Origin of the sequence: Dorea ammoniilytica, assembly GCF_025567415.1 — a bacterium.
GTDB lineage: Bacteria > Bacillota > Clostridia > Lachnospirales > Lachnospiraceae > Claveliimonas > Claveliimonas ammoniilytica.
This window is the reverse complement of the sequence record NZ_JAOQJV010000012.1, coordinates 41882-62774: the sequence shown is the minus strand read 5'-3', so window position 1 is coordinate 62774 and position 20893 is coordinate 41882. Positions and strand designations below refer to the sequence as shown.

General features: G+C 45.2%; 17 protein-coding genes. All 17 read right to left on the bottom strand.

Features of this window, described 5'->3' with window-relative positions; genetic code table 11:
• Window positions 1-24: 24 nt before the first annotated feature.
• Window positions 25-1209 carry a DUF1002 domain-containing protein gene (locus OCV65_RS09585; RefSeq protein ID WP_262581846.1) on the bottom strand — a complete coding sequence of 395 codons (1185 nt, stop codon included), beginning with the start codon at window positions 1207-1209 and terminating at the stop codon, window positions 25-27.
• A 170-nt stretch (window positions 1210-1379) separates the two neighbouring features.
• Window positions 1380-1694, bottom strand: coding sequence for a thioredoxin family protein (locus OCV65_RS09580; protein ID WP_262581845.1), 315 nt, complete (start codon window positions 1692-1694; stop codon window positions 1380-1382).
• A 57-nt stretch (window positions 1695-1751) separates the two neighbouring features.
• Window positions 1752-2453: a tRNA (guanosine(46)-N7)-methyltransferase TrmB gene (gene trmB, locus OCV65_RS09575; protein WP_262581844.1), complete on the bottom strand. Its 702-nt coding sequence runs from the start codon at window positions 2451-2453 to the stop codon at window positions 1752-1754.
• Window positions 2454-2497: 44 nt separating this feature from the next.
• Window positions 2498-4408 carry a 1,4-alpha-glucan branching protein GlgB gene (gene glgB, locus OCV65_RS09570; protein WP_262581843.1) on the bottom strand — a complete coding sequence of 637 codons (1911 nt, stop codon included), beginning with the start codon at window positions 4406-4408 and terminating at the stop codon, window positions 2498-2500.
• Between the two features lie 121 nt (window positions 4409-4529).
• Complete coding sequence (locus OCV65_RS09565; protein ID WP_262581857.1) at window positions 4530-7319, bottom strand: hypothetical protein; 2790 nt, start codon at window positions 7317-7319, stop codon at window positions 4530-4532.
• Between the two features lie 188 nt (window positions 7320-7507).
• Window positions 7508-9412 (bottom strand): beta-propeller domain-containing protein, encoded by a 1905-nt coding sequence (locus OCV65_RS09560; protein ID WP_262581842.1) that lies wholly within the window; start codon window positions 9410-9412, stop codon window positions 7508-7510.
• Window positions 9405-9914, bottom strand: a complete 510-nt coding sequence (locus OCV65_RS09555) for an RNA polymerase sigma factor (RefSeq protein WP_262581841.1) — start codon at window positions 9912-9914, stop codon at window positions 9405-9407. Before OCV65_RS09555 ends, OCV65_RS09560 begins: the two co-directional genes overlap by 8 nt.
• A 270-nt stretch (window positions 9915-10184) precedes the next feature.
• A complete protein-coding gene (locus OCV65_RS09550) occupies window positions 10185-12464 on the bottom strand; it encodes a hydratase (protein WP_262581840.1) in 2280 nt (759 codons plus the stop codon).
• A 96-nt stretch (window positions 12465-12560) separates the two neighbouring features.
• Entirely contained in the window at window positions 12561-13655 is a 1095-nt protein-coding gene (locus OCV65_RS09545; RefSeq protein ID WP_262581836.1) for a PucR family transcriptional regulator, read from the bottom strand.
• Window positions 13594-13812 carry a hypothetical protein gene (locus OCV65_RS09540; RefSeq protein WP_262581835.1) on the bottom strand — a complete coding sequence of 73 codons (219 nt, stop codon included), beginning with the start codon at window positions 13810-13812 and terminating at the stop codon, window positions 13594-13596. Before OCV65_RS09540 ends, OCV65_RS09545 begins: the two co-directional genes overlap by 62 nt.
• 212 nt (window positions 13813-14024) lie before the next feature.
• The gene (locus OCV65_RS09535; protein WP_118453192.1) at window positions 14025-15137 is read right to left on the bottom strand and encodes an ABC transporter ATP-binding protein; all 1113 of its coding nucleotides are present in this window, start codon (window positions 15135-15137) and stop codon (window positions 14025-14027) included.
• Between the two features lie 102 nt (window positions 15138-15239).
• Entirely contained in the window at window positions 15240-16097 is an 858-nt protein-coding gene (rsmI, locus tag OCV65_RS09530; protein WP_262581833.1) for a 16S rRNA (cytidine(1402)-2'-O)-methyltransferase, read from the bottom strand.
• Window positions 16098-16150: 53 nt separating this feature from the next.
• On the bottom strand, window positions 16151-16930 hold the full coding sequence (locus tag OCV65_RS09525) for a tRNA1(Val) (adenine(37)-N6)-methyltransferase (RefSeq protein WP_262581832.1): 780 nt from the start codon (window positions 16928-16930) through the stop codon (window positions 16151-16153).
• Entirely contained in the window at window positions 16923-17831 is a 909-nt protein-coding gene (locus OCV65_RS09520; protein ID WP_118383242.1) for a PSP1 domain-containing protein, read from the bottom strand. Before OCV65_RS09520 ends, OCV65_RS09525 begins: the two co-directional genes overlap by 8 nt.
• Window positions 17832-18824 (bottom strand): DNA polymerase III subunit delta', encoded by a 993-nt coding sequence (holB, locus tag OCV65_RS09515; protein WP_118383243.1) that lies wholly within the window; start codon window positions 18822-18824, stop codon window positions 17832-17834.
• Entirely contained in the window at window positions 18811-19398 is a 588-nt protein-coding gene (locus OCV65_RS09510; RefSeq protein ID WP_262581831.1) for a nucleoside/nucleotide kinase family protein, read from the bottom strand. The genes holB and OCV65_RS09510 overlap by 14 nt, the downstream gene beginning before the upstream one ends.
• A gap of 46 nt (window positions 19399-19444) precedes the next feature.
• Complete coding sequence (locus OCV65_RS09505; protein ID WP_262581830.1) at window positions 19445-20893, bottom strand: aminotransferase class I/II-fold pyridoxal phosphate-dependent enzyme; 1449 nt, start codon at window positions 20891-20893, stop codon at window positions 19445-19447.

The following is a 20893-nucleotide window of genomic DNA, read 5'->3' as shown; positions in this document are numbered from 1 at the left end:
CGTCCGGCTTGTTACCTGTCTGTATTATTCACCTTTAAAGAAATTAATGATTCTTGTCAGCAGACCATCTTTGAAGCCACTTACGTCTACATTGCTGTCTGTAATGATATTGCTTCCCAGTGCAGAATCATCGGTATCATTCAGAATGCCATCTCCGGATCCCACAAAGAAACTCTTAACAGAGTTCCATACACCTTCCAGGGCACCCACTTTACCGCTCAGATTATTCAATGTGTCCTTAATAGAATCCAGATCATAATCATACTGGGAAATCTTCTCCATCAACGATACCAACTGCTGTTTCTGATCATCTGTCAGTGTTACATCATGTTTCTCCGCGATCTTATCTACCGCATCTCCGATTTCATCCGGATCTGTCAGACCCTTGTCCAGAATCTCTTCCTTCACTTCACCAACTACCTGGGTGGCTTCCTCAGAACCGATAGAATCAGCCAGATCACCGGTTGTGATCAGTTCTTCCATCGCAGCTTCCTTCTTGCCCTCGTCCAGCTTCTCTCCGCTGGCAGTCTCATATGCCATAATAATACCAGTCAATGCGCCTGTTCCTGATACTTCAAACGGGCAGGCTGCGATAACATTGCAGTTCTCCATACCGGCGGTTGTCAGTGTACTTGCGATCATTGCACTTGTTACAAAATTCAGGTTCGCTGTCTTTACCTTGATTCCACCGGAATTGGTCGGTTCTACGTATGCACAGCTGTTTGTTGTGTTGCCGATCTGTTCAGCTGTTGCGATACCTTCCATATATTTTACTTCATCAGAATGTGTTACAATAATGGTTCTTACCTTGTCCGCAGAAGTACCAAAATACTTGTACATTGCATCCCTCTGCTCTGTAGTAAGATTCTCACCTAATGTAACTACATTATCTGTATCTACCTGATCTCCCTCGATCACTTCTGTCTCATCTGTACTGTCCTCAGCATCTGCATCTGTAGTATCAGCTGTTGTGTCCTTTGTATTCTCTGGATTGTCTCCTGTTGTATCTTTATCCTGTGTATCAGAAGTCACATTCTCCGCTTCCGATGAAGAAGACTTTTCAGAATTACTGCTGTCCTCAGTGCTTTCTGATGACTCTGTGCTGCTCTCTGTCTGTGATGACGCATCTGACGCATTTGCCATCATCGGCAGACTTGCTGTAGTCAAAACTGCTGCCATAAGAATCGGCAGTACCTTTTTCATTTTCATATACTTCTCCCTCCTGCATCCTAACGATGCTCCCCATTATTATTAATCATTATTTCCAAGAGGCGAAGAAGATTACTCTCTTATTCATGTAATCCACTTCACCTCCACATAATATAGCACAATCTTTTCCGATTGTACACGAAACTTTTCTTATAATTTTGTAAAGACTTTTATAAGAGTTCTTTTATCCTCTCTGCAAATATCTTCTCATCGACAACTCCCTGCATGATACTGTACACTTCGCCATCCCGAAATGTCACAAAAGTCGGCACTACATCTGCGCCGTATTCCGCAGCCAGCACCGCCGATTCTTCAATCTCTACTTCACAGAAGCGGATACGCTCCGCATATCTCTGCTCCAGCTTCTCCAGCACAGGTTTCATCATGGCGCATTTGCCACACCATACTGCATAAAACATCACTACCACAGGCCCCGGGTAGCGTTTTGCTTCCATCGCAAAATTCTTAGCTGTCAAATGAATCATCTTGTTATCACCTCTCGCTATAGTATACTCTTTACAGCTTATCTCGTTGCAATCCGCTTATCTCCCTGCGATAAGCTTATGGATCGGATTGCCCATGGATGAGAATTTCGCTTCGTATTCCGTCATCACGTTCCCCTGATTCATCGTCTCATCGTGATGCAGATCCCAGGTACTCGCCTCAAGTGTCCATCCTGCCTCAGTCACCTCTTCCAGTGAAAATGCGAACAGATCCCTGTTATCCGTCTTAAATTCTACTCTTCCATCTTTTGCCAGTATCTGATCGTATCTCTTCAAAAATTCTTTCGAAGTAAGACGTCTTCTTGCATGCCGTTTCTTCGGCCATGGATCCGAAAAATTCAGATAAATCCTTGCTACCTCTCCCGGCGCAAATGCATCCGTGATAAGACCTGCATCCATGCAGACAAACCGGATATTCGGCAGTTCCGGATCTACGATTAACTCCGGCAGTTCCATTCCTTCCTTGCCCGGCACAATGTCCCTTCCACAGAATTCTTCGTATTTTTCCACAGCACGCAGTAACACACTGGAATACCGTTCAATACCGATATAATTAATATCCGGATTCTGCTTTGCAAGTGTCATCAGAAACTGACCTTTCCCCATACCAATCTCAATGTAAATCGGATGATCATTGCCAAAAATCTGATTCCATTTTCCTTTTTGATTATTTTCCTCTTTGATTACAATAGGGTGTGCCTGAAGCACACCCTCTGCACGCGGTATATTTCTAAGTCGCATGTCATCTCCCTTTCCGTTGCACTCACGTGCGTTTGTCACTATCGCTAGAACTCGAATATAGCCACTCCATATGCCGGAAGCGGATAAGCAAATGAATATGGTCTTCCGTCACATTCGGATTTCTCTGCTTTGTATACAGCCGGTCTCTTCTTGCCGGTTCCGCCATATTTTTCTTCATCACTGTTCAGAATCAGACGGTACTGTTTGCGCTTCGGCACGCCAACACGGTAATCATCTCTTGCCACCGGAGTGAAACTAATCACAAAGAGCAGGTTCTGCTTGCCGCCTTTTGCATGGCGTACAAAGCTGTAAATGCTTCTGTCTCTGTCATCCGCATTGATCCATTCGAATCCTTCCCAGGTGTTATCCTGCTCATAGAATGCCTTTCTGCGGCGGTACAGATGAAGCAGATCACGTACCCAGCTCTGCATCTGCTGATGCTCTTTCTCAGCCAACAGATACCAATCAAGTTCCCGCTTCTCACTCCACTCTCTAAGCTGTGCGAAATCCTGACCCATGAATAGAAGCTTTTTGCCGGAATGTCCCATCATAAATGCATAAGCCGCTTTCAGATTCTCGAACTTCTCCCAGCCAAGCCCAGGCATCTTATTGATCATCGAGCACTTCAGATGTACCACTTCATCGTGTGACAATACCAAAATATACTTTTCACTGTACGCATAACTCATGGCAAATGTCATATTGTAATGCGCTCCCTTGCGGAATAACGGATCCAGCTTCATATACTCGGTAAAATCATGCATCCATCCCATGTTCCATTTCAGGCTGAATCCAAGACCGTCATCTTCCACCTCTCCGGTCACCTTTGGCCACGCTGTAGACTCTTCTGCAATCATCACTGCGCCCGGATTACGGCCAAGCACTACGGAATTCAGATGCTTAAAGAATTCCACTGCCTGCAGGTTCTTATTGCCGCCAAATTCATTCGGTACCCATTCGCCGTCCTTTTTACCATAATCAAGATACAGGATCGATGCCACCGCATCCACGCGGAGTCCATCGATATGGAAATGCTCAATCCAGAATAATGCGTTGGATATGAGGAAGTTCTTTACCTCGTTCTTGCCAAAATCAAAGATCTTGGTTCCCCAGTCCGGATGCTCACCCATTCTCGGATCTGCATATTCATACTCCGGTACACCATCAAAGTCTGCCAGACCATGTGCATCCTTCGGAAAATGTGCCGGTACCCAGTCCAAAATAACTCCAACCTTGTTCTTATGCAGGTAATTGATCATCCACGCAAAATCTTCCGGCGTACCATAGCGTGATGTCGGTGCAAAATATCCGGTCACCTGATAGCCCCAGGAGCCATCAAACGGATGCTCTGCGATACCCATTAACTCTATGTGTGTATATCCCATATTATGGACATACTTGACAATCTCTTTTGCAAATTCACGGTAATTATAGAAACCATCCTCATCTTCCGGATGCTTCCTCCACGAACCGATATGCACCTCATAAATGGACATCGGCTTCTCTTTGTGATCCCATTTCAAACGTTGATCCATCCACGCCTTATCTATCCATTTAATCTTCGATATATCCGTAATACGAGACGCTGTTCCCGGTCTCAATTCTGCATAATTCGCATATGGGTCTGCCTTGTAGAGCAGCTCTCCTTTTTTTGTCTCAATGCAGAACTTGTACATCTCGTTCTCTTTTGCGCCTTCCACAAAACAGGTATAGATTCCTACCGGATCATTCCTCTCCATCACATCCGCGGTCAGATCCCAGTCATTAAACTCGCCAATGACAGATACTTTCTGTGCGTTCGGTGCCCACACTGCAAAATATGTACCCTTTTTATCGCCATCTTCAACCAGGTGTGCACCCAATTTTTTATAAATCTCATAATGATTGCCCTGTCCCAGCAGATACTGATCCAGCTCGCCAATCTCGTATGGTTTTACTCTCCTCTTTTCCTCCATAACTTCACCCTCTTATCTGGTAATATTTCTTTACATATAATTATACTTGATGCCTCCGTAAAAAGAAAGAGTTTTGAACAGCAATCTGTCCAAAACTCTCTTTTGTACTATCTTCTTTTTATTAGATTCGGAAGTCATCCTCTTTCAGAATGATACGGTCTCTGTCATCGGTTCCCTTACCGAATACTCGTCTTGCAAAATGCTTTACATTTGCTTTCTGCGAATGGTCAATGGCATCATCCATAATCTCTTTTATTTCTGCAACCGTCACTGCATGATCCTCTCTCTGCATTACATCAATTCGGCTGTACAGTGCCAGGATACCCATTTCATCCAGTTTATAACCATTTTCCTTCGCATAGGTCTGTCCGAATGTTACCAGCTCATCGTTGATAAATACCGGAAGTTCCAGCTTAGAAGTGAACTTCTTCTTGAAAGATGGATTAGCAGTGAAGAGTTTCTCCAATGGTTTTCTCTGATCCTCCAGAACTACCAGAAGTTCTCCGGTTTTCTTCTCCATCAGGCGATTCAGATCACGAACGGTTCTGGTATTCAGCTGACCTGCCTTCTCAATGATAATCGCACCGCCGCGCAGCTTCTGTATGATACCTCCCAGTTCTTTCTTATTCAGAGACTCTCCTGTAACAATTGCTACCTTGCCCTGTTTCAGATTTCTCTGCTTCTGAATTGCCTTTACAATATCTACTGCAAGAACAGTCTTACCAGATCCCTTATGTCCGATAACCACGATATTACCGGTACGTGATGTTCCTTCTCTCCGCTCTCTGCGGTCATTGTCCAGAACTTCTACGATCTGTTCGCTCATGCCTCGTACCGGCACGAAATAAGAGAATAACTGCTTCTGCTCCTCTGTCAGACCGGCGCGAAGACCGATCTCACTGGTAGCACTCAGATCATAACGTCCGGTTACTACGAATCCTGTGTCAAATGGTACGCCTCCGCGTCCTTTCTTGATACGTCTCTGGATCTCTTCCTCACTAGGTTCTTCAATCGTCAGATCATCGATGCTGCTAAGATCCGGTTCTGGCTCTTCTTCCTCGAACTCATCCTCAAAGTCGCCCTCTTCAAATTCGTCTTCCTCGAATTCAGCATCGTCGTATGCTTCTTCACCTTTCGGCTCTTCCTCATACTCATCATATTCTGCGTCGAGATCATCATCCAGGAAGTCGTCATTCACATCGTCTTCTTCAAATTCATCATCAAAGAATCCCTGAGCATCGTTTTCTTTTTCTGCATCAGTCTCTTCCAGTTCACGGAGCAGATCTGCCAGATCATCCGTTTTATCCGGAACTTCTTCATATTCAGCTTCTTCGAACTCGTCTTCTTCGAATTCAGCTTCCTCGAATTCATCTTCATCTGCTTCCGGCTCTTCAGGCATGACTTCCTCAAATTCGTCCTCATCTGCTTCTACTTCTTCCAGTTCAGCTTCCTCAAATTCGTCCTCATCTGCTTCTACTTCCTCCAGAGCATCTTCAATTTCCTGAGTTTCCTCTTCTTCCTGCTTTCTGCGGGCTTCCGCTTCAGCCTTAGCCTTCTCAGCTGCCTCCTGCTCCAGGCGTCTCTCTTCTGCTTCTGCTTCTTCGATTGCACGTCTGCGCTCTTCTTCTGCTCTCTGCTCTGCCAGCAGCCGTTCTTCTTCTGCTCGCCGTGCCGCTGCTCTTCTGGCTTCTTCTGCTGCCTTCTGTTCAGCAATACGACGTGCTTCCTCGGCCGCTCTCTGCTGTTCTTCGATGCGTCGCGCTTCTTCCTCACGACGTTTCTCTGCTTCCAGCTTCTTCTGCGCAAGGATCTCTTCATCTTTCTTCTTCTGGATCTCAATCGCTTCCGCATTATCCTTCTGCTTAGCTTCCCACGCCTGCAGGATATCGTCAATCTTCATCTGACCGGTTACACGCAGATCTTCATCTGATTTATTCAATGCTTTGCTTTCCGGATTCTCTCCATTCGCAACCGCCATTCCCTTTTTCAGTGCCTCTGCAAGGGTTGCGCCCTTTACAGACTGGCGCAGACCGGATCTCTTATGTGGCTTTTCTGCCGGTTCTTCTGACTCCTCAGCTTCTTTCTTCTCAGCTGTCAGCGGAACTTCCTCTGTCTCAGCTACTGCCGCAAGAGCCTTTGCTGCGATATCTTCTGTAGATACCTCTTTTGGTTCTTCTCTAAGAATCGATGTCTCCGCTCCTTTATCCTCACCTTTATCCGTGTCTTTTTCAGGGGATTCTGCCACAGCATTCTCCGGTGCTTCTTCAACCGCCTTAGCTTCCTCTTCCTGCTGTTCCTCTGCTTCTTCAGACTCAACCAGCGGATGCTCATATGCTTTCTTCTGGCTGTTGTATTTCTCCTGCTGAAGCGGTGTCAACGGCTTATACTTCATCTTAAGCTCCATCGCTTTATAAACGTATTTACCTTCGCTGAACCACAGAATCAGATCATCACATTCCTCCAGACACTCTGCCGTCATACCGGTCTGATCATACAGACATGCTAACTCGTATGCCCATTTTTCAATATATTCTGCTTTCTTAAATTCTTCCAGCGCATCAATCTGCTCCGACAGCGGTGCACGACGCGCCTTCAGAATCTTATATTTTAAAATGTACTGATTCGGATCTTTCGGTGCCAGCTTCACAAATTCTTCATAGCAATCGGAAGCTTCATCCACATCATTCAGCCTGAGTGCCAGTGTTCCCAGACGATAGATCGTCTTTCTGCTGTTTGGTGCACGATCATATGCTACAAACAACACATCCCTGCTCTTCTGATATTCTCCGTTAAATTCATATATCTCACTGACGCTGTTCAGCATCGCCGGATTCTTCACCCGACGCCAGTCTATGGTATCCGCAATCTCCATCGCTTTTTTATAACGCTTGCGCTCCATATGCTCCAGCATCTGCTCTGTTTTTACCCGATATTCATATTTATCCAATGTTCTCACCTCAAAATGTTTCAGTAATACTGCAAACTATGTTTTTATATAGCTTATTTCAGTTTAACATACGGTGTATTCATTGTCAAAATTTTCGCGGTAAGTTGTTAAAAATCTGTTACAATTTCATTACTATTCCAAACGACATTTTTCTACAAGATCAAGTCGTCTATTTTCTGATAATCTGCCATATCGTAGGCTTCGATAATGTTTCCCTTAACCACATACAACGTATTATCCACGTAGACTCCTCGCGCCGACTGGTAGCCATTTCCATTAACCGTCTCATTCATCAGACATTCAAATCCATTCGTATCATTATAGGAAAATACATAATAATTCTCACTGTTGTTTCCATCTGCCGCAAATCCGATCACATTTTTCTCCGGATCAATCAGCACTGCCTTGTAATCATACATCACAGCTGCGCTGTAGACATTTTCCAGTGTGTACTTCTGTATCTCTTTCACATCACTGCTGTCACTGATATCAAACATGGACAGCTTCACTCCATTCGTGGTAAATCCATCCTCATCCACATCCATACCGATGCCAAGCAACAGATTTTCTCCATAGAAATGCAGATATTCGGAAAATCCTGGTATCTTTAGTTTCCCGATGATCTTCGGATTCTTCGGATCCGACAGATCTACGGAAAACAACGGATCTGTCTGCTCATATGTCACAAAATACCCCGTATCTCCCAACAGTCTCGCGGAATATACCTGTTCTCCCTCTGCAAGCCCGGTGATCGATCCAACTTCCTTCATATTTGAATTCAGAATATATAATCCATTTGTCTCGTCATCGGTAGTGACCACCCGCAGATAGCCATCATATTCATCAATGCTGAACGAATCATTGATATATCCATCTACCTTGCCGGATGCCTCTGCTTTCAGTTTCCCATCTTTATAAGACATACGCTTTATCACGGTCTCTGTTTTTTCTGACCATCGAGTCTCATACCAATAGATGTTGTCGTTGCTCACATAGAGTTCCCCGCCATCGCTGAAAATGGCTTTGCTGTCCTGAATCTCTCCTGGCTTCGCAATATCTACCGAACTTACCACTTCGTACATATATGCCTGAGAAAATGGCGGCAGGTAAATGTCATCTGCCTCCAACATCTGCTGATTCACATACGGAATATAATCTTTCTCGTCTTTTGGTGTAATTCCACTCGTTACATCGACCGAATACTGGCTAAACAGATACAGATGCCCGTCCGTCAAACGAGAGGATGTGTAAGATCCACTCTGTGTCACTTCCCCTGCCTTCTCTGGCTTCTCCGGATCTGTAATATCATAAGTTGTCACCCTTGTATCTGTCGAAGCATACGTCCAGGCACCATCCTCTCTCTCCTGATTAAATTCGCTGATGAGAATCAGATGACCATCACTGACATAGAATTCCCTGGCTTGATCATCAGCTTCAACCGGTATAGAAATAACCATCTGTAATTCTCCATTTGCAGTATCCACAATTGCCACAGACCTGCCATTATCTTTTAATGTATACAGATAACGTCCATCTGTCTTAACCACATCTGCTTCGTCTACACCTTCCTGACGTACATTGGTTTCTGAATACACTGCATTTTCTGATGATTTGCTGCTCTGCGCCATTCCTGTATCCACGGCCGCCGCCGAATTCGTGCTCGATGAATCTTCTGCTGATTCCGTCACAACGCCCCGTTCCAACATTCCGGTATCTGTTCCATATTGGTCATCCTGATTCGCCTGCAGATATTCATAAATCTGATCATAGCTTTTCGCTGTCTGAATGTCGGAACTCTCAGCCTGAGCGGTTGCTGTATCTTGTTTTTCTACAGGTGATACTCTCTGTGGGCTTTTCTGAATCCCCAACACTGCGCCGCATACCAGCAGACAACAAGCAGCCGCGAGTCCTGCCGTATACCCCTTCTTCCAATGATACTTTTTCGGTCGCTCTGTCAACCGCTTTTCTATCTTATCCGGCCGCAGACTGTCTGGAATCTGGATGTCTTCTGATTCCTTGCGAAGCTGTTCTATCATATCTTCTTCCCATTTATTCATAACCTGCGCCTCCCTTCTTCAACACCATACTCATCTTACCGATTGCTCTGCTTCTCTTAGAACGTACTGTCCCATCTTTTATATGGAGAATCTTGCTGATCTCCTGACTCTGATATCCACCATACACCGACAGACCGATGATCATCCGTTCCTCCTCGGAAAGCACTGCCAGTGCACGCCGGAGATCAAGGCGCAGATTCATCGTATCTTCTCCCGCCGCCTCGTCCGATAATTGCTCCCACACATTTTCATTCTCTACCGGACTCTGCTTCGCCATTGCCTTCCATTTGCGCTTGCACACATTTGACAATATCGTAAACATCCAGCTTTTGAACGCATCCTCGCTGCGCAGCGTATGTATCCTCTCATACCCTTTTATAACGGTCTCGCTCACTACATCCTCCGCATCATGGGAATTCCTCATCATACACAATGCATAGCGGTACAGGTCTTTATAGATAGTCTCATACATTCCGGCAAATGCTGCCGCATCACATTTCATGCTGTACCTCCTTCGAATTTCATTTTCTTGTTTACTCATCGATACCATACGGATTGTTTCGTGGTTCATGACTTATGACTCTGGTATCTATATATAAGATTACTGGAATTCACGATTTGTTGCATTAAATTTTAGATTTTTATTTGACTTACTAACGATTTTTCACTTTCTAATTTTAGTTTCTTTCATATTTGTTCACTTCTTTTCAACATCTAAAATGAGGAACTCAAATTTTTCTTTAAATTTGAGTTCCTCATTTTACTTTCTCAATTATCCTCTATAGTAATTGATCAGACATCCTTTCAGGATAATCTCTCTTTCTACGTCTGTCAGCTCGCCGAGCTTCCATGACAATTCTGTGATCTCATCTCCGATCACATATGCATGGATCACTTCATCTTTATCTTCTACCGCTTTTCGGATATCCGGTACGAAAATATAATCTCCGTTCTTAAAGCTCAGATGCTCATGATCTTCTTCTGTAATAAATGGTAGCATACCCCAGTTGATCAGATTCGAGCGATATCTCTTGGTCGCGTATTCGTTGGCAATATTAGCCCATCCGCCAAGTACCTTCTGACAGGACGCTGCCTGTTCTCTTGCCGAACCATCTCCTGGTTTTACCGCAAATATCGTGCTTCCGATTCCCAGATTACTCCGGTTTACACCTTCAAAGTTATCATGCACCTTACTCATGATTGTCTGTAATTCTGGCAGTGCTGTCTTCGGGCAGGTGTCTGCCTCGATTGCTTTCTGTGCCTTCTGTACTTCTTTTGCCCGTCCTACATATCCCGGATCTTTTCTTGACAGCGCAAATTCCGCGAGTCCAAGTGGATTAGAACGGTAAGAAGATGTCTCGCCTGACGGAATCAGCTCATCTGTCGTCGTTACCGGATCGTGGATCTCTGATACTACTTTCAGTAACAAATTCTGTGGCAGTGGCTGCATTTCCGGCCAGTCCTTGATATTCGGTCCAAATTTAATCTCCACAGACGGATCTGCCACGCCATGACTGTCAAACACGCGGTTCGCATAGATCTTACTGTCGAAGTGATACTTCTGCCCCTTGTACTGTACATCCAGATCTGTTGCAGGTGTCAAGAAGCCTTTATTCGCTGCAGTTGCTGCAATGGAACGCGCATCCATCAATGCTACTGACGCGATCTGTCCACTCTGAAGTTTCGATCCTTCTCTGTTCGGGAAGTTACGGGTAGAATGACGGATTGAGAACGCGTTGTTCGCCGGAGTATCTCCTGCACCAAAGCATGGTCCGCAGAACGCCGTCTTCACAATCGCTCCGGATTCGATCAAATCAGCGACTGCTCCATTTTTCACCAGCTCCATATAAATCGGCGTACTTGCCGGATATACGCTGAATGTAAATTCGTCCGCACCGATATATTTGCCCTTGATAATGTCTGCTGCCGCGCAGATATTTTCAAAGCCACCACCGGCACATCCCGCGATCAGTCCCTGATCCACATAGAGCTTGCCGTCTACAATCTTGCTCTGCAACGAATAATCTACCGCGCCATCCAGACTTACCAGCGCCTTCTTCTCTACTTCATGAAGAATATCTTCCAAATTCGCATTAACTTCATCGATCGTGTATACATTGGACGGATGGAACGGCATTGCGATCATCGGTTTGATCTCACTCAGATTCACATACACCATACCGTCATAGTAGGTCACTGCTCCCGGATTCAGTTCTTTATAATCACCCTCACGTCCGTGAATCTCATAGAACTCGCGGATCTTCTCATCCGTCTTCCAGATAGAAGACAGACAGGTGGTCTCTGTGGTCATAACATCGATACCGATACGGAAATCTGCACTCAGCTTATCCACACCGGGACCGACAAATTCCATAACCTTATTATTCACATATCCATTACCAAACGTCGCACCGATAATCGCCAGTGCTACATCCTGAGGACCGACACCCTTCCTCGGCTCGCCGTCCAGATAGATCGCAATGACTTCCGGCATGCGGATATCGTAAGTCTTATTCAACAACTGCTTTACAAGCTCCGGTCCTCCCTCGCCCATTGCCATAGTACCCAACGCACCATAACGAGTGTGGCTGTCAGAACCAAGAATCATCTTGCCGCCACCTGCCAGCATCTCTCTGGCAAACTGATGGATAACAGCCTGATGAGGCGGTACATACACGCCGCCATATTTCTTTGCACATGTCAGTCCAAACATGTGATCATCTTCATTGATCGTACCGCCAACTGCACACAGCGAATTGTGGCAATTAGTCAGGACATAAGGAATCGGAAATTTTTCCAGTCCGGATGCTCTCGCAGTCTGTATAATACCGACAAATGTAATGTCGTGAGATGTCAGCTTATCAAACTTAATCTGCAGCCGTTCCATATTGCCAGATGTATTGTGCGATTCCAGAATGCGGTAAGCCATCGTCTGCTTTACGGCTTCCTCTCTGGATATCTTCTGTCCGGTCTTCTGCTCCACCTGACGCGCATCTTCTGCAATCTCTGTTCCATTCAGAAGATATACGCCTTTATCGTAAAGTTTTACCATATTCTTCTCCTCCTTCCAGCCTCTCTTAATGGACTGACTTCGTTTGTTTAGTGTAACACAAAAAGCGGTTGCCATACAATAAGCAACCGCCCTTTATTATTGGTTATTCAGATATTTTAAATGCTTTTCTACCATAACCGCAATCTTAAATGTCAGTGCGTCCTCAAAGACTCTGACATCCAGACCTGTCTTCCGCTGAATCTTCTCCAGGCGATACACCAGCGTATTCCGGTGTATAAATAACTTACGGGCTGTCTCAGAAATATTAAGATTATTATCGAAAAATGCATATACCGTGACCAGTTCTTCATCATCGAACATCTCCGTTGCATTTACAGCCAGCACTTCTTTCAGAAACATTTCGCACAGAGATCTTGGTAACTGATGGACAAGACGTCCGATGCCAAGTTCATTATATGCCAGCACACCGCGCTCTCCATAAAATACCCGTCCCACTTCCAGTGCCATGTCCGCTTCTTTATATGAACGAGATACCTCTTTCAGCTCCTGCACGATCGTTCCGTAGGATACTCTCACATTCACCATTGCTTCCATACTCAGAGTATCTACGATTACTTTCGCCATCTGCAGGATCTCCGGGTAATCCTCTTTATTTTCCAGTTCTTTTACTAATATAATATGTCCTTCGTCTACCGCTGTAACAAAATCCCTGGTTCCCATACCATAAAGTCCACGCATTGTTTCAAGTACCAGATTGTCATTCTCATCCTTCGGTTCTACGATAAACACGACTCTCCGTCGCTCATTTGCAATGTGCAGCTTTCTTGCACGATTGTAAATGTCCACCACAAGCAGATTGTCTAACAGCAGATTCTGAATAAAACGATCTTTATCCATCTGTTCCCCACATGCTTTCATCAGCCCAACCACCTGAATAACACCCATACGCCCGGCCAGCATACGGTCATCGCCAGTCCCGGTCAGTGCCATCACATACTCCAGTGTACTGTCTGCATATATGGCAAATAACGCTGTCTCTTCATCCGCTCTCTCCGATATATCTTCCATTTCACTGTCTTCTATAAAGCTTTTTACTTTATCCTTCAGAGTCTCAGACTCCGATGCGGATGACGCCACACTCTCTCCATCCGCTCCCCACAGTGAAATCTCATATCCCGATACTCTCTTGATATCCTGTATTGTTTTCTGAATCACCTGATTCGTCAGCAAACAATCCCCTCCCATTCTGCATCCTGCAGCTTTCTTCTTTCATCACCCGCATGCGATAATCAAAGCGTGCAATCTCAACTTCTGTTTTCTGATATTTAATATAACTGCACACCACCACAGTTGCAACCATAATTGGGAGAATTACTTTTATTTTCATACGCACCTTCTTTCTGATCCCCCTGCCCACACAACATATGTCTATTATACATAATTCATGTTGATTTGTGAAAATTTGTGTCGTTCCGCCCTGTCGCCTATACTATTTCGGTAAAGTCTGTAATCCATAATATGGTAATGCAGTTTATGAATACAAATGGAGACGATGAATCCTCATCGTCTCCTGTGTCTCTTTATAATTTTTCCAATATTCTAGTTTGTAATCGTCAATTCGGTCTCTTTATCGAATACATGAATCTTCTCCGGATCAAGTGCAAAATCGATCATATCATTCGTTCTTGCCTTGGTATCTGGTTTTACTCTTGCAGTCATATTCGCTCCATCGTAATCGAAGTACAGGAATACTTCCGCTCCCAACATCTCGTATACACGGATCTTCGCTGTGATCACTGTATCACGGTGTGCTGCCAGATATTCCGGATCATCATGAATATCTTCCGGACGAATACCAAGAACAACTCTCTTTCCATCATATCCACCATCGATCAGCTTCTTAGCTTTGTCCTTCGGCAGGCGGATATCTGCATCCTGCAGAGACAGGATCACGCCGTCCCCTTCCACGCAGCAAAGCGCATCTACAAAGTTCATCTGTGGAGATCCGATAAATCCTGCTACAAACAGGTTATTCGGCTTATCATACAATACCTGTGGTGTATCTACCTGCTGTACGATACCACCATTCATAACTACAATTCTGGTTCCCAGTGTCATAGCCTCTGTCTGGTCATGTGTTACATAGATAATGGTCGTTCCCAGTCTCTGATGCAGTCTGGAAATCTCTACTCGCATCTGTCCACGAAGCTTGGCATCCAGGTTAGACAGTGGCTCATCCATCAGGAATACCTTAGGATCACGCACGATCGCACGTCCCATAGCTACACGCTGACGCTGACCACCTGACAATGCCTTCGGCTTACGATCCAGCAATGGCTCCAGATCAAGAATCTTAGCGGCTTCACGAACCATCTTATCAATCTGGTCTTTCGGCACTTTACGGAGCTTCAGTCCAAATGCCATATTGTCATATACAGTCATATGAGGATACAGGGCATAGTTCTGGAATACCATCGCGATATCACGATCCTTAGGATCTACATCATTCATCTTGGTGTCGCCAATGTATAACTCTCCACCTGTAATATCTTCCAGACCTGCGATCATACGAAGTGTTGTAGACTTACCACATCCTGATGGTCCGACAAAGATAATAAACTCTTTATCTTCAATCTCGAGATTAAAATCTTTTACTGCTTCATATCCGTTTGGATATGTTTTATTAATATGTTTTAATGATAAACTTGCCATGTTCGTTCCTCCTGAGTAAACAGTCTTTTTCTACTGTCATCCATTATACCGAATCCATTCTTTGGTTACTATGACCAGATTGAACAATCTTTTTACCGATTCTTAGTCAGATTGTCCAAGTTCAAGTAGCATTCTGTATATATCGCGTTTGCTGACTCCACGGTCTTTCGCTACCCGCTTCATTGCCGACTTGTGATCCATGCCCTGAGACTCATAATGTTCCATATGTGCTTCTAACGGCATTTGTTCCCACTGCTCCTGCTCTTCTGCCTTCAATTCCTCCCGGCTTCTGCCCTCGATCACCAGTACACATTCCCCTTTTGGTGCATTTTCCTGATAATACTCACAAGCTTCCGCAATATGTGTCTGCCATGCGGTCTCATGCTTCTTCGTCAGTTCCCGGCAGATAGTAATCCGACGGTCGCCAAGCGCTTCCAGCAGTTCCTTTAACGTCTTCACCAATCGATGCGGTGCTTCGTAGCAGATAACCGTGCGAGTGTCATTTTTCAGCTCTTCCAGTACCTGCTGCCGTTCTTTTTTGTCCGATGGGAGAAATGCTTCAAATGCAAATCTTCTGGTGGACAATCCTGATAATGTGAGTGCAGTAATACATGCTGCAGCTCCCGGCAACGATGTTACCGGCACTCCGGCCTCATAACACATCTGCACCAGTTCTTCTCCCGGATCAGAAATACCCGGTGTACCCGCATCTGTGATCAGTGCCAGATTCTTTCCCTCCAGAAGCATCTGTACTAACTTATGTCCTTTTTCAATTTTGTTATATTCATGGTAACTGGTCATCGGTGTCTTAATCTCAAAATGGTTCAGCAGCTTGATACTGTTACGGGTATCTTCTGCTGCGATCATATCCACTTCTTTCAATGTCCGAATTACCCGAAATGTCATATCTTCCAGATTACCGATTGGTGTCGCACACAAATATAATGTTCCCGGATTCATAATTATCCTCCTGTAACTGTGCTTTATTTCTTATCTTTTACTCTGCCGTTCTGCTATCTCTCTTCCCGGCTCTTCTTCATATCGCCATACATAGCCAACACTTCTTCTGTATAACTTCCATCCTGCTCATATACGATCAGCGGCGCTTCCACCTGCATCCGTGGCCTGCCATTCTTCATGCCTTCAATCAACACCATACTCGGTTCCTTATCGACTCTGGAATATACGAGACGCATCCGCTTCGGTTCCAGCTTTGCCCTGCACATCTCACACATGATCTCCGGCAGCCGGAATGGACGATGAACCATATAGAATCTACCCTTGTCTTTCAATAACTTCGCGCTCTGTTCCACCACATCCCGCAGTGTACAGTACACTTCATGTCTGGCAATGTACTTGGCTTCGTTGTCATTTTTCAGACCATGCTCTCCGATCATATACGGAGGATTTACCGTAATAACTTCAAAAGAGGCCGCGCCATACAGGGCTGCCGCCTCTTTGATATCTCCGGTCTTTATCTCGATTTTCTGTTCCAGATCATTATACTGCACACTCCGTCTCGCCATATCCGCGCTGGCTTCCTGAATCTCCAGACCGCCGTAAAATGCGCCCTGATTCTTGGATTCCAGCAGAATCGGAATCACGCCGGTTCCGGTTCCAAGATCCAATGCTTTCTCGCCACGCTTCACACGGGCAAAAGACGACAGCAACACTGCATCAATACCAAAACAGAATCTGGACGGATCCTGGATCAGATAATATCCGCCCGTCTGCAGATCATCCAGACGTTCGCCTGGATGGATCAGCTCATTTTTATCGTATTCTCTACTCATCGTTTAATTTGGATGCTCCGTTCTTCTCTTCCAGACCTCTGAGTTCCTTCATTTCTTCCTTAGAAACACGATTATTCTTTCTGCGGCGCGGTTTGAATCGAAGTTCATCCACTTTATAATCACGAACTTCCTTTTCGTCATTATCCAGTGATACAATAACCTTAACCGTCTGACGCAGTACATTTACCGACTGTACTTCTCCCTTCAGCTTCTCCGGTGTGGTCACATAATCGCCGATAGATGGTAAATGACTGTTCAGCTCTTCGTATGTCTCTTCCTCATTGGTCAGACAGCACATCAATCGTCCACACACACCTGAAATCTTAGTCGGATTCAATGACAGATTCTGCTCCTTCGCCATCTTGATCGATACCGGTGCAAATTCTGTCAGATAAGTATGACAGCACAGCGGTCTTCCGCAAATGCCAATGCCTCCGCGGATCTTTGTCTCATCGCGGACGCCAATCTGCCGCAATTCGATTCTGGTACGGAATACACTTGCCAGATCCTTTACCAGTTCGCGGAAGTCGATACGTCCATCCGCGGTGAAATAAAACAGTACTTTGTTATTATCAAATGTATATTCTGCATCGATCAGTTTCATTTCCAATCCGTGCTTGCGGATCTTTTCCTGACAGATCTTAAATGCCTCTTTTTCCTTTTCCCGGTTCTTTGCCTCTCTCCGCACATCATCCTGTGTGGCAATTCGGATAACCGGTTTCAATGGCTGGGATATCTGATCATCCGGCACCTCTTTTATACCGGTCACCACTGAACCAAACTCCACGCCACGCGCAGTCTCTACGATTACTTTATCTCCCGCTTTCAGTTCCAGTCCTCCTGGCGAGAAGAAATAGATTTTTCCTGCCGTGCGGAATCTTACTCCAATTACTTTTATCATTTAGCCGTTCTCCTTTATTGTAAGACACAGAAGCTCCATAACCAGCTCGAAATTAACATTCGCATCCAGTCTGGTCTTCGCCTTTTCAAGACTTTCCAGTATCAGCTCGATACCTTCATATGAACTTCTGGTCGCCTGCTCCTTGATGCTGGATACCTGATCCTTAAATACAATCTCATTCACATCTTTGGTCGCCTTATATAATAACACATCTCGATACCATATCATAATAATATCCAGATAATCATTGATTTCTAATTTATATGTCTGACATCTCTTGATCGCTTTTTCGATCTCGCTGATTTCCATATCATGGATATATTTCAAAAGCTGTACTACTTCATCACGGATCTCCCCGAAATGTTCAGACTGTGCCAACATGATTGCTTTGCCCATATTGCCCTGTGCAAATGCTGTACAGATATCAGCCTTGTAATCCGGTACTTCCAGCTTCTCCATCAGGTATTTGCGGATCAGCTTATCGCGGATATTGCGCAGCTTCAACATGACACATCTGGAAGTGATGGTCGGAAGAAGCTTCTCTGCATTCTCAGTCAGGAGAAAGATCACCGCATACTCCGGTGGCTCTTCCAATGTCTTCAGCAATGCATTCTGCGCCTGCGTCGTCATCAGATCTGCCTCCGGCACAATATAAATCTTATATGGTCCCTGATACGGCTTGATCTCAATATCGTTATTCAGCTGTGTACGAATGTCATCCACACTGATCGTATTCGGCTTCTCATGCTGCACCCAGATTACATCCGGATGATTGCCACTATCTGTCTGTTTGCAGGAATGACACTTGTTACAAGGCGAACTTCCCTGTTCCTCACAAAGCAGCGTCTCTGCAAAAAGCGTTGCCAGCATCTTCTTACCCGAACCACGTTCTCCGTTTAGAATGTACGCATGAGAAACCTTATTGGCGTTCACTGCGTTCTGAATATATTCGATAATATTTTTATGTCCTACTACGTCCTTAAAACTTCCCATTGCACATCACTCCTGTTATCTCATTTAGACATGTCTCCATGTCCGTATTTCTATATCTTTTATCTATCCCGAGGCGCTTCAGATTCTCCTCGCAAAAATCTTCTTCATCCGCAAGAAATCTCCGGCACATCTCTTTATACTTTGGAACTGCCTGTCTGCGCTCCCGTTCCAGTGCTCTTGCAAGCCGTTCCCCATCTTCCACTTCTATATAGATTGGAACCAGATGCTCCGCACCATAATATTCCCGGATCTTCTCATAGGTCTCCAGTGTACCGATCAACAGATAATCACCTTGCTCCAGGTCAATCTGACCGTCATCTACGGTAAAATATTTCCAGATACCATGTACCGTGTTATATGCCCGAAGCTCCACGATCTTACCGTCTGTTTCCAGCTCGGCAAGCTGCTTATCATCCACGAAATGATATTCCACTCCGTCCTGCTCGCCTTCCCGGATCGGTCTGGTCGTATACGGCACTACCCTGTGTATCTGCGGCAGTCGCTCCAGAACCTTCTGATACAGCGTATCCTTTCCTGATGAACTTTTCCCCATCATGCAATATATCTTCCCCATGTCTGATCCTCATTCTCTTGTGTATCTTACTATATCTACGGTCATTTTACCAGTTTTTTTGCACTCTCAGATAATCGTCTTTTTCTAATCCCTCTATGGAAAATCCTACTTTTCGGTAATCTTGCAGCAACCTTACCGCCTCTTCGGTCACCTGTTCACCCGGCACGATCAACGGACTTCCCGGCGGATAAAGATAGGCATATTCCACTGATATTCTGCCCACACTCTCTTCCCATAATACCATCTCGGTCTCTTCCAATGGAATTTCCAGAGCCCTGGCACTGTTCATGACCTGCGGATTCTTAGGGAGTCTTCCCATAGCATCCTCCATAGCTTCCACCACATCATTCAGCGCCATCTGTTTGCTCGCGTTCATCTGCTCATTTTTCAATCCAATCTCGCTGTCTATCTCCAGAAATGCCTTTACTAATCTCTGAAAACCTTCATCCGTATCACTGATCGACGTCATTGCAATCACATAAGTCCCTGCCGCCATCTCCATCTGCAAATGGTATTTCACACGCAAAATGCGATACAGTTCCCTTCCACTAAGGCCACCTCCCTTCGCCGATACGACAATCTTAGACCAGTCATAATGCTCCGTCTCCAAAAGCTTCAAGTACTTCATCTGCTTCAGCTGCGCCCGGGCTTCCTGCAATCTCTTCACATACGGTACAAACATCTCGTCTCGTTTTTCTGCCAGCAGATGCACGCAGTTATCGATCGACGCCATCAACACATACGAAGGGCTGCTGGACTGCAGCATATCCAGATAACGGAAGATCCGTCTGCGATCTGCAATCTCACCCTGTACATGCAAAATAGCCGTCTGTGTAAGCGACGGCAGTGTCTTGTGAACGCTGTGAATTACCACATCAGCTCCTTTTGCCAGTGCATTTTTATCAAAATACGGATGAAATCCCAGATGTGCTCCATGTGCCTCATCCACGATCAGTGGAATACCATATGCATGCACCACTGCGGCAATTCCTTCCACATCAGAAATCACGCCATCATATGTCGGAGACACGATTACCACAGCGCGTATGTCCGAATGCTCCATAAGCGCAGTCTTCACTGCGCTTACAGAAATATAAGTATTCAGATGTAAATCCTCATCAAATTCCGGATACAGATAGATCGGATTCAATTCATTCAGATAGACTGCGTGATAGACTGATTTGTGGCATTGTCTGGCAAATAGTATCTTACCGCCCTTCTTCGTGCAGCCAAGTATCGCACTCAGGATTCCTACTGTACTTCCATTCACCAGAAAACGGCTTTCTTCCGCGCCGTACACTCTGGCTGTCAGCTCCTGCGCATCTTTCAGAATTCCACTTGCGTGATGAAGATCGTCAAACCCTTCAATCTCCGTGATATCGATTCCAAATGGAAGATTGTCGCCCCAGGATGCCTGTCTCTTATGCCCCGGCATATGGAATCCATAATAATCCGATGCCTGGTAAGCACTCAATCTGTCATATAATCTCTCCAT

Excerpts from the sequence above, each read along its gene's own strand:
- OCV65_RS09585 (WP_262581846.1), bottom strand. The coding sequence starts at position 1,209 with ATGAAAATGAAAAAGGTACTGCCGATTCTTATGGCAGCAGTTTTGACT.
- OCV65_RS09580 (WP_262581845.1), bottom strand. The coding sequence starts at position 1,694 with ATGATTCATTTGACAGCTAAGAATTTTGCGATGGAAGCAAAACGCTAC.
- trmB (WP_262581844.1), bottom strand. The coding sequence starts at position 2,453 with ATGCGACTTAGAAATATACCGCGTGCAGAGGGTGTGCTTCAGGCACAC.
- glgB (WP_262581843.1), bottom strand. The coding sequence starts at position 4,408 with ATGGAGGAAAAGAGGAGAGTAAAACCATACGAGATTGGCGAGCTGGAT.
- OCV65_RS09565 (WP_262581857.1), bottom strand. The coding sequence starts at position 7,319 with ATGCTGGAGCATATGGAGCGCAAGCGTTATAAAAAAGCGATGGAGATT.
- OCV65_RS09560 (WP_262581842.1), bottom strand. The coding sequence starts at position 9,412 with ATGAATAAATGGGAAGAAGATATGATAGAACAGCTTCGCAAGGAATCA.
- OCV65_RS09555 (WP_262581841.1), bottom strand. The coding sequence starts at position 9,914 with ATGAAATGTGATGCGGCAGCATTTGCCGGAATGTATGAGACTATCTAT.
- OCV65_RS09550 (WP_262581840.1), bottom strand. The coding sequence starts at position 12,464 with ATGGTAAAACTTTACGATAAAGGCGTATATCTTCTGAATGGAACAGAG.
- OCV65_RS09540 (WP_262581835.1), bottom strand. The coding sequence starts at position 13,812 with ATGAAAATAAAAGTAATTCTCCCAATTATGGTTGCAACTGTGGTGGTG.
- OCV65_RS09535 (WP_118453192.1), bottom strand. The coding sequence starts at position 15,137 with ATGGCAAGTTTATCATTAAAACATATTAATAAAACATATCCAAACGGA.
- rsmI (WP_262581833.1), bottom strand. The coding sequence starts at position 16,097 with ATGAATCCGGGAACATTATATTTGTGTGCGACACCAATCGGTAATCTG.
- OCV65_RS09525 (WP_262581832.1), bottom strand. The coding sequence starts at position 16,930 with ATGAGTAGAGAATACGATAAAAATGAGCTGATCCATCCAGGCGAACGT.
- OCV65_RS09520 (WP_118383242.1), bottom strand. The coding sequence starts at position 17,831 with ATGATAAAAGTAATTGGAGTAAGATTCCGCACGGCAGGAAAAATCTAT.
- holB (WP_118383243.1), bottom strand. The coding sequence starts at position 18,824 with ATGGGAAGTTTTAAGGACGTAGTAGGACATAAAAATATTATCGAATAT.
- OCV65_RS09510 (WP_262581831.1), bottom strand. The coding sequence starts at position 19,398 with ATGGGGAAGATATATTGCATGATGGGGAAAAGTTCATCAGGAAAGGAT.
- OCV65_RS09505 (WP_262581830.1), bottom strand. The coding sequence starts at position 20,893 with ATGGAGAGATTATATGACAGATTGAGTGCTTACCAGGCATCGGATTAT.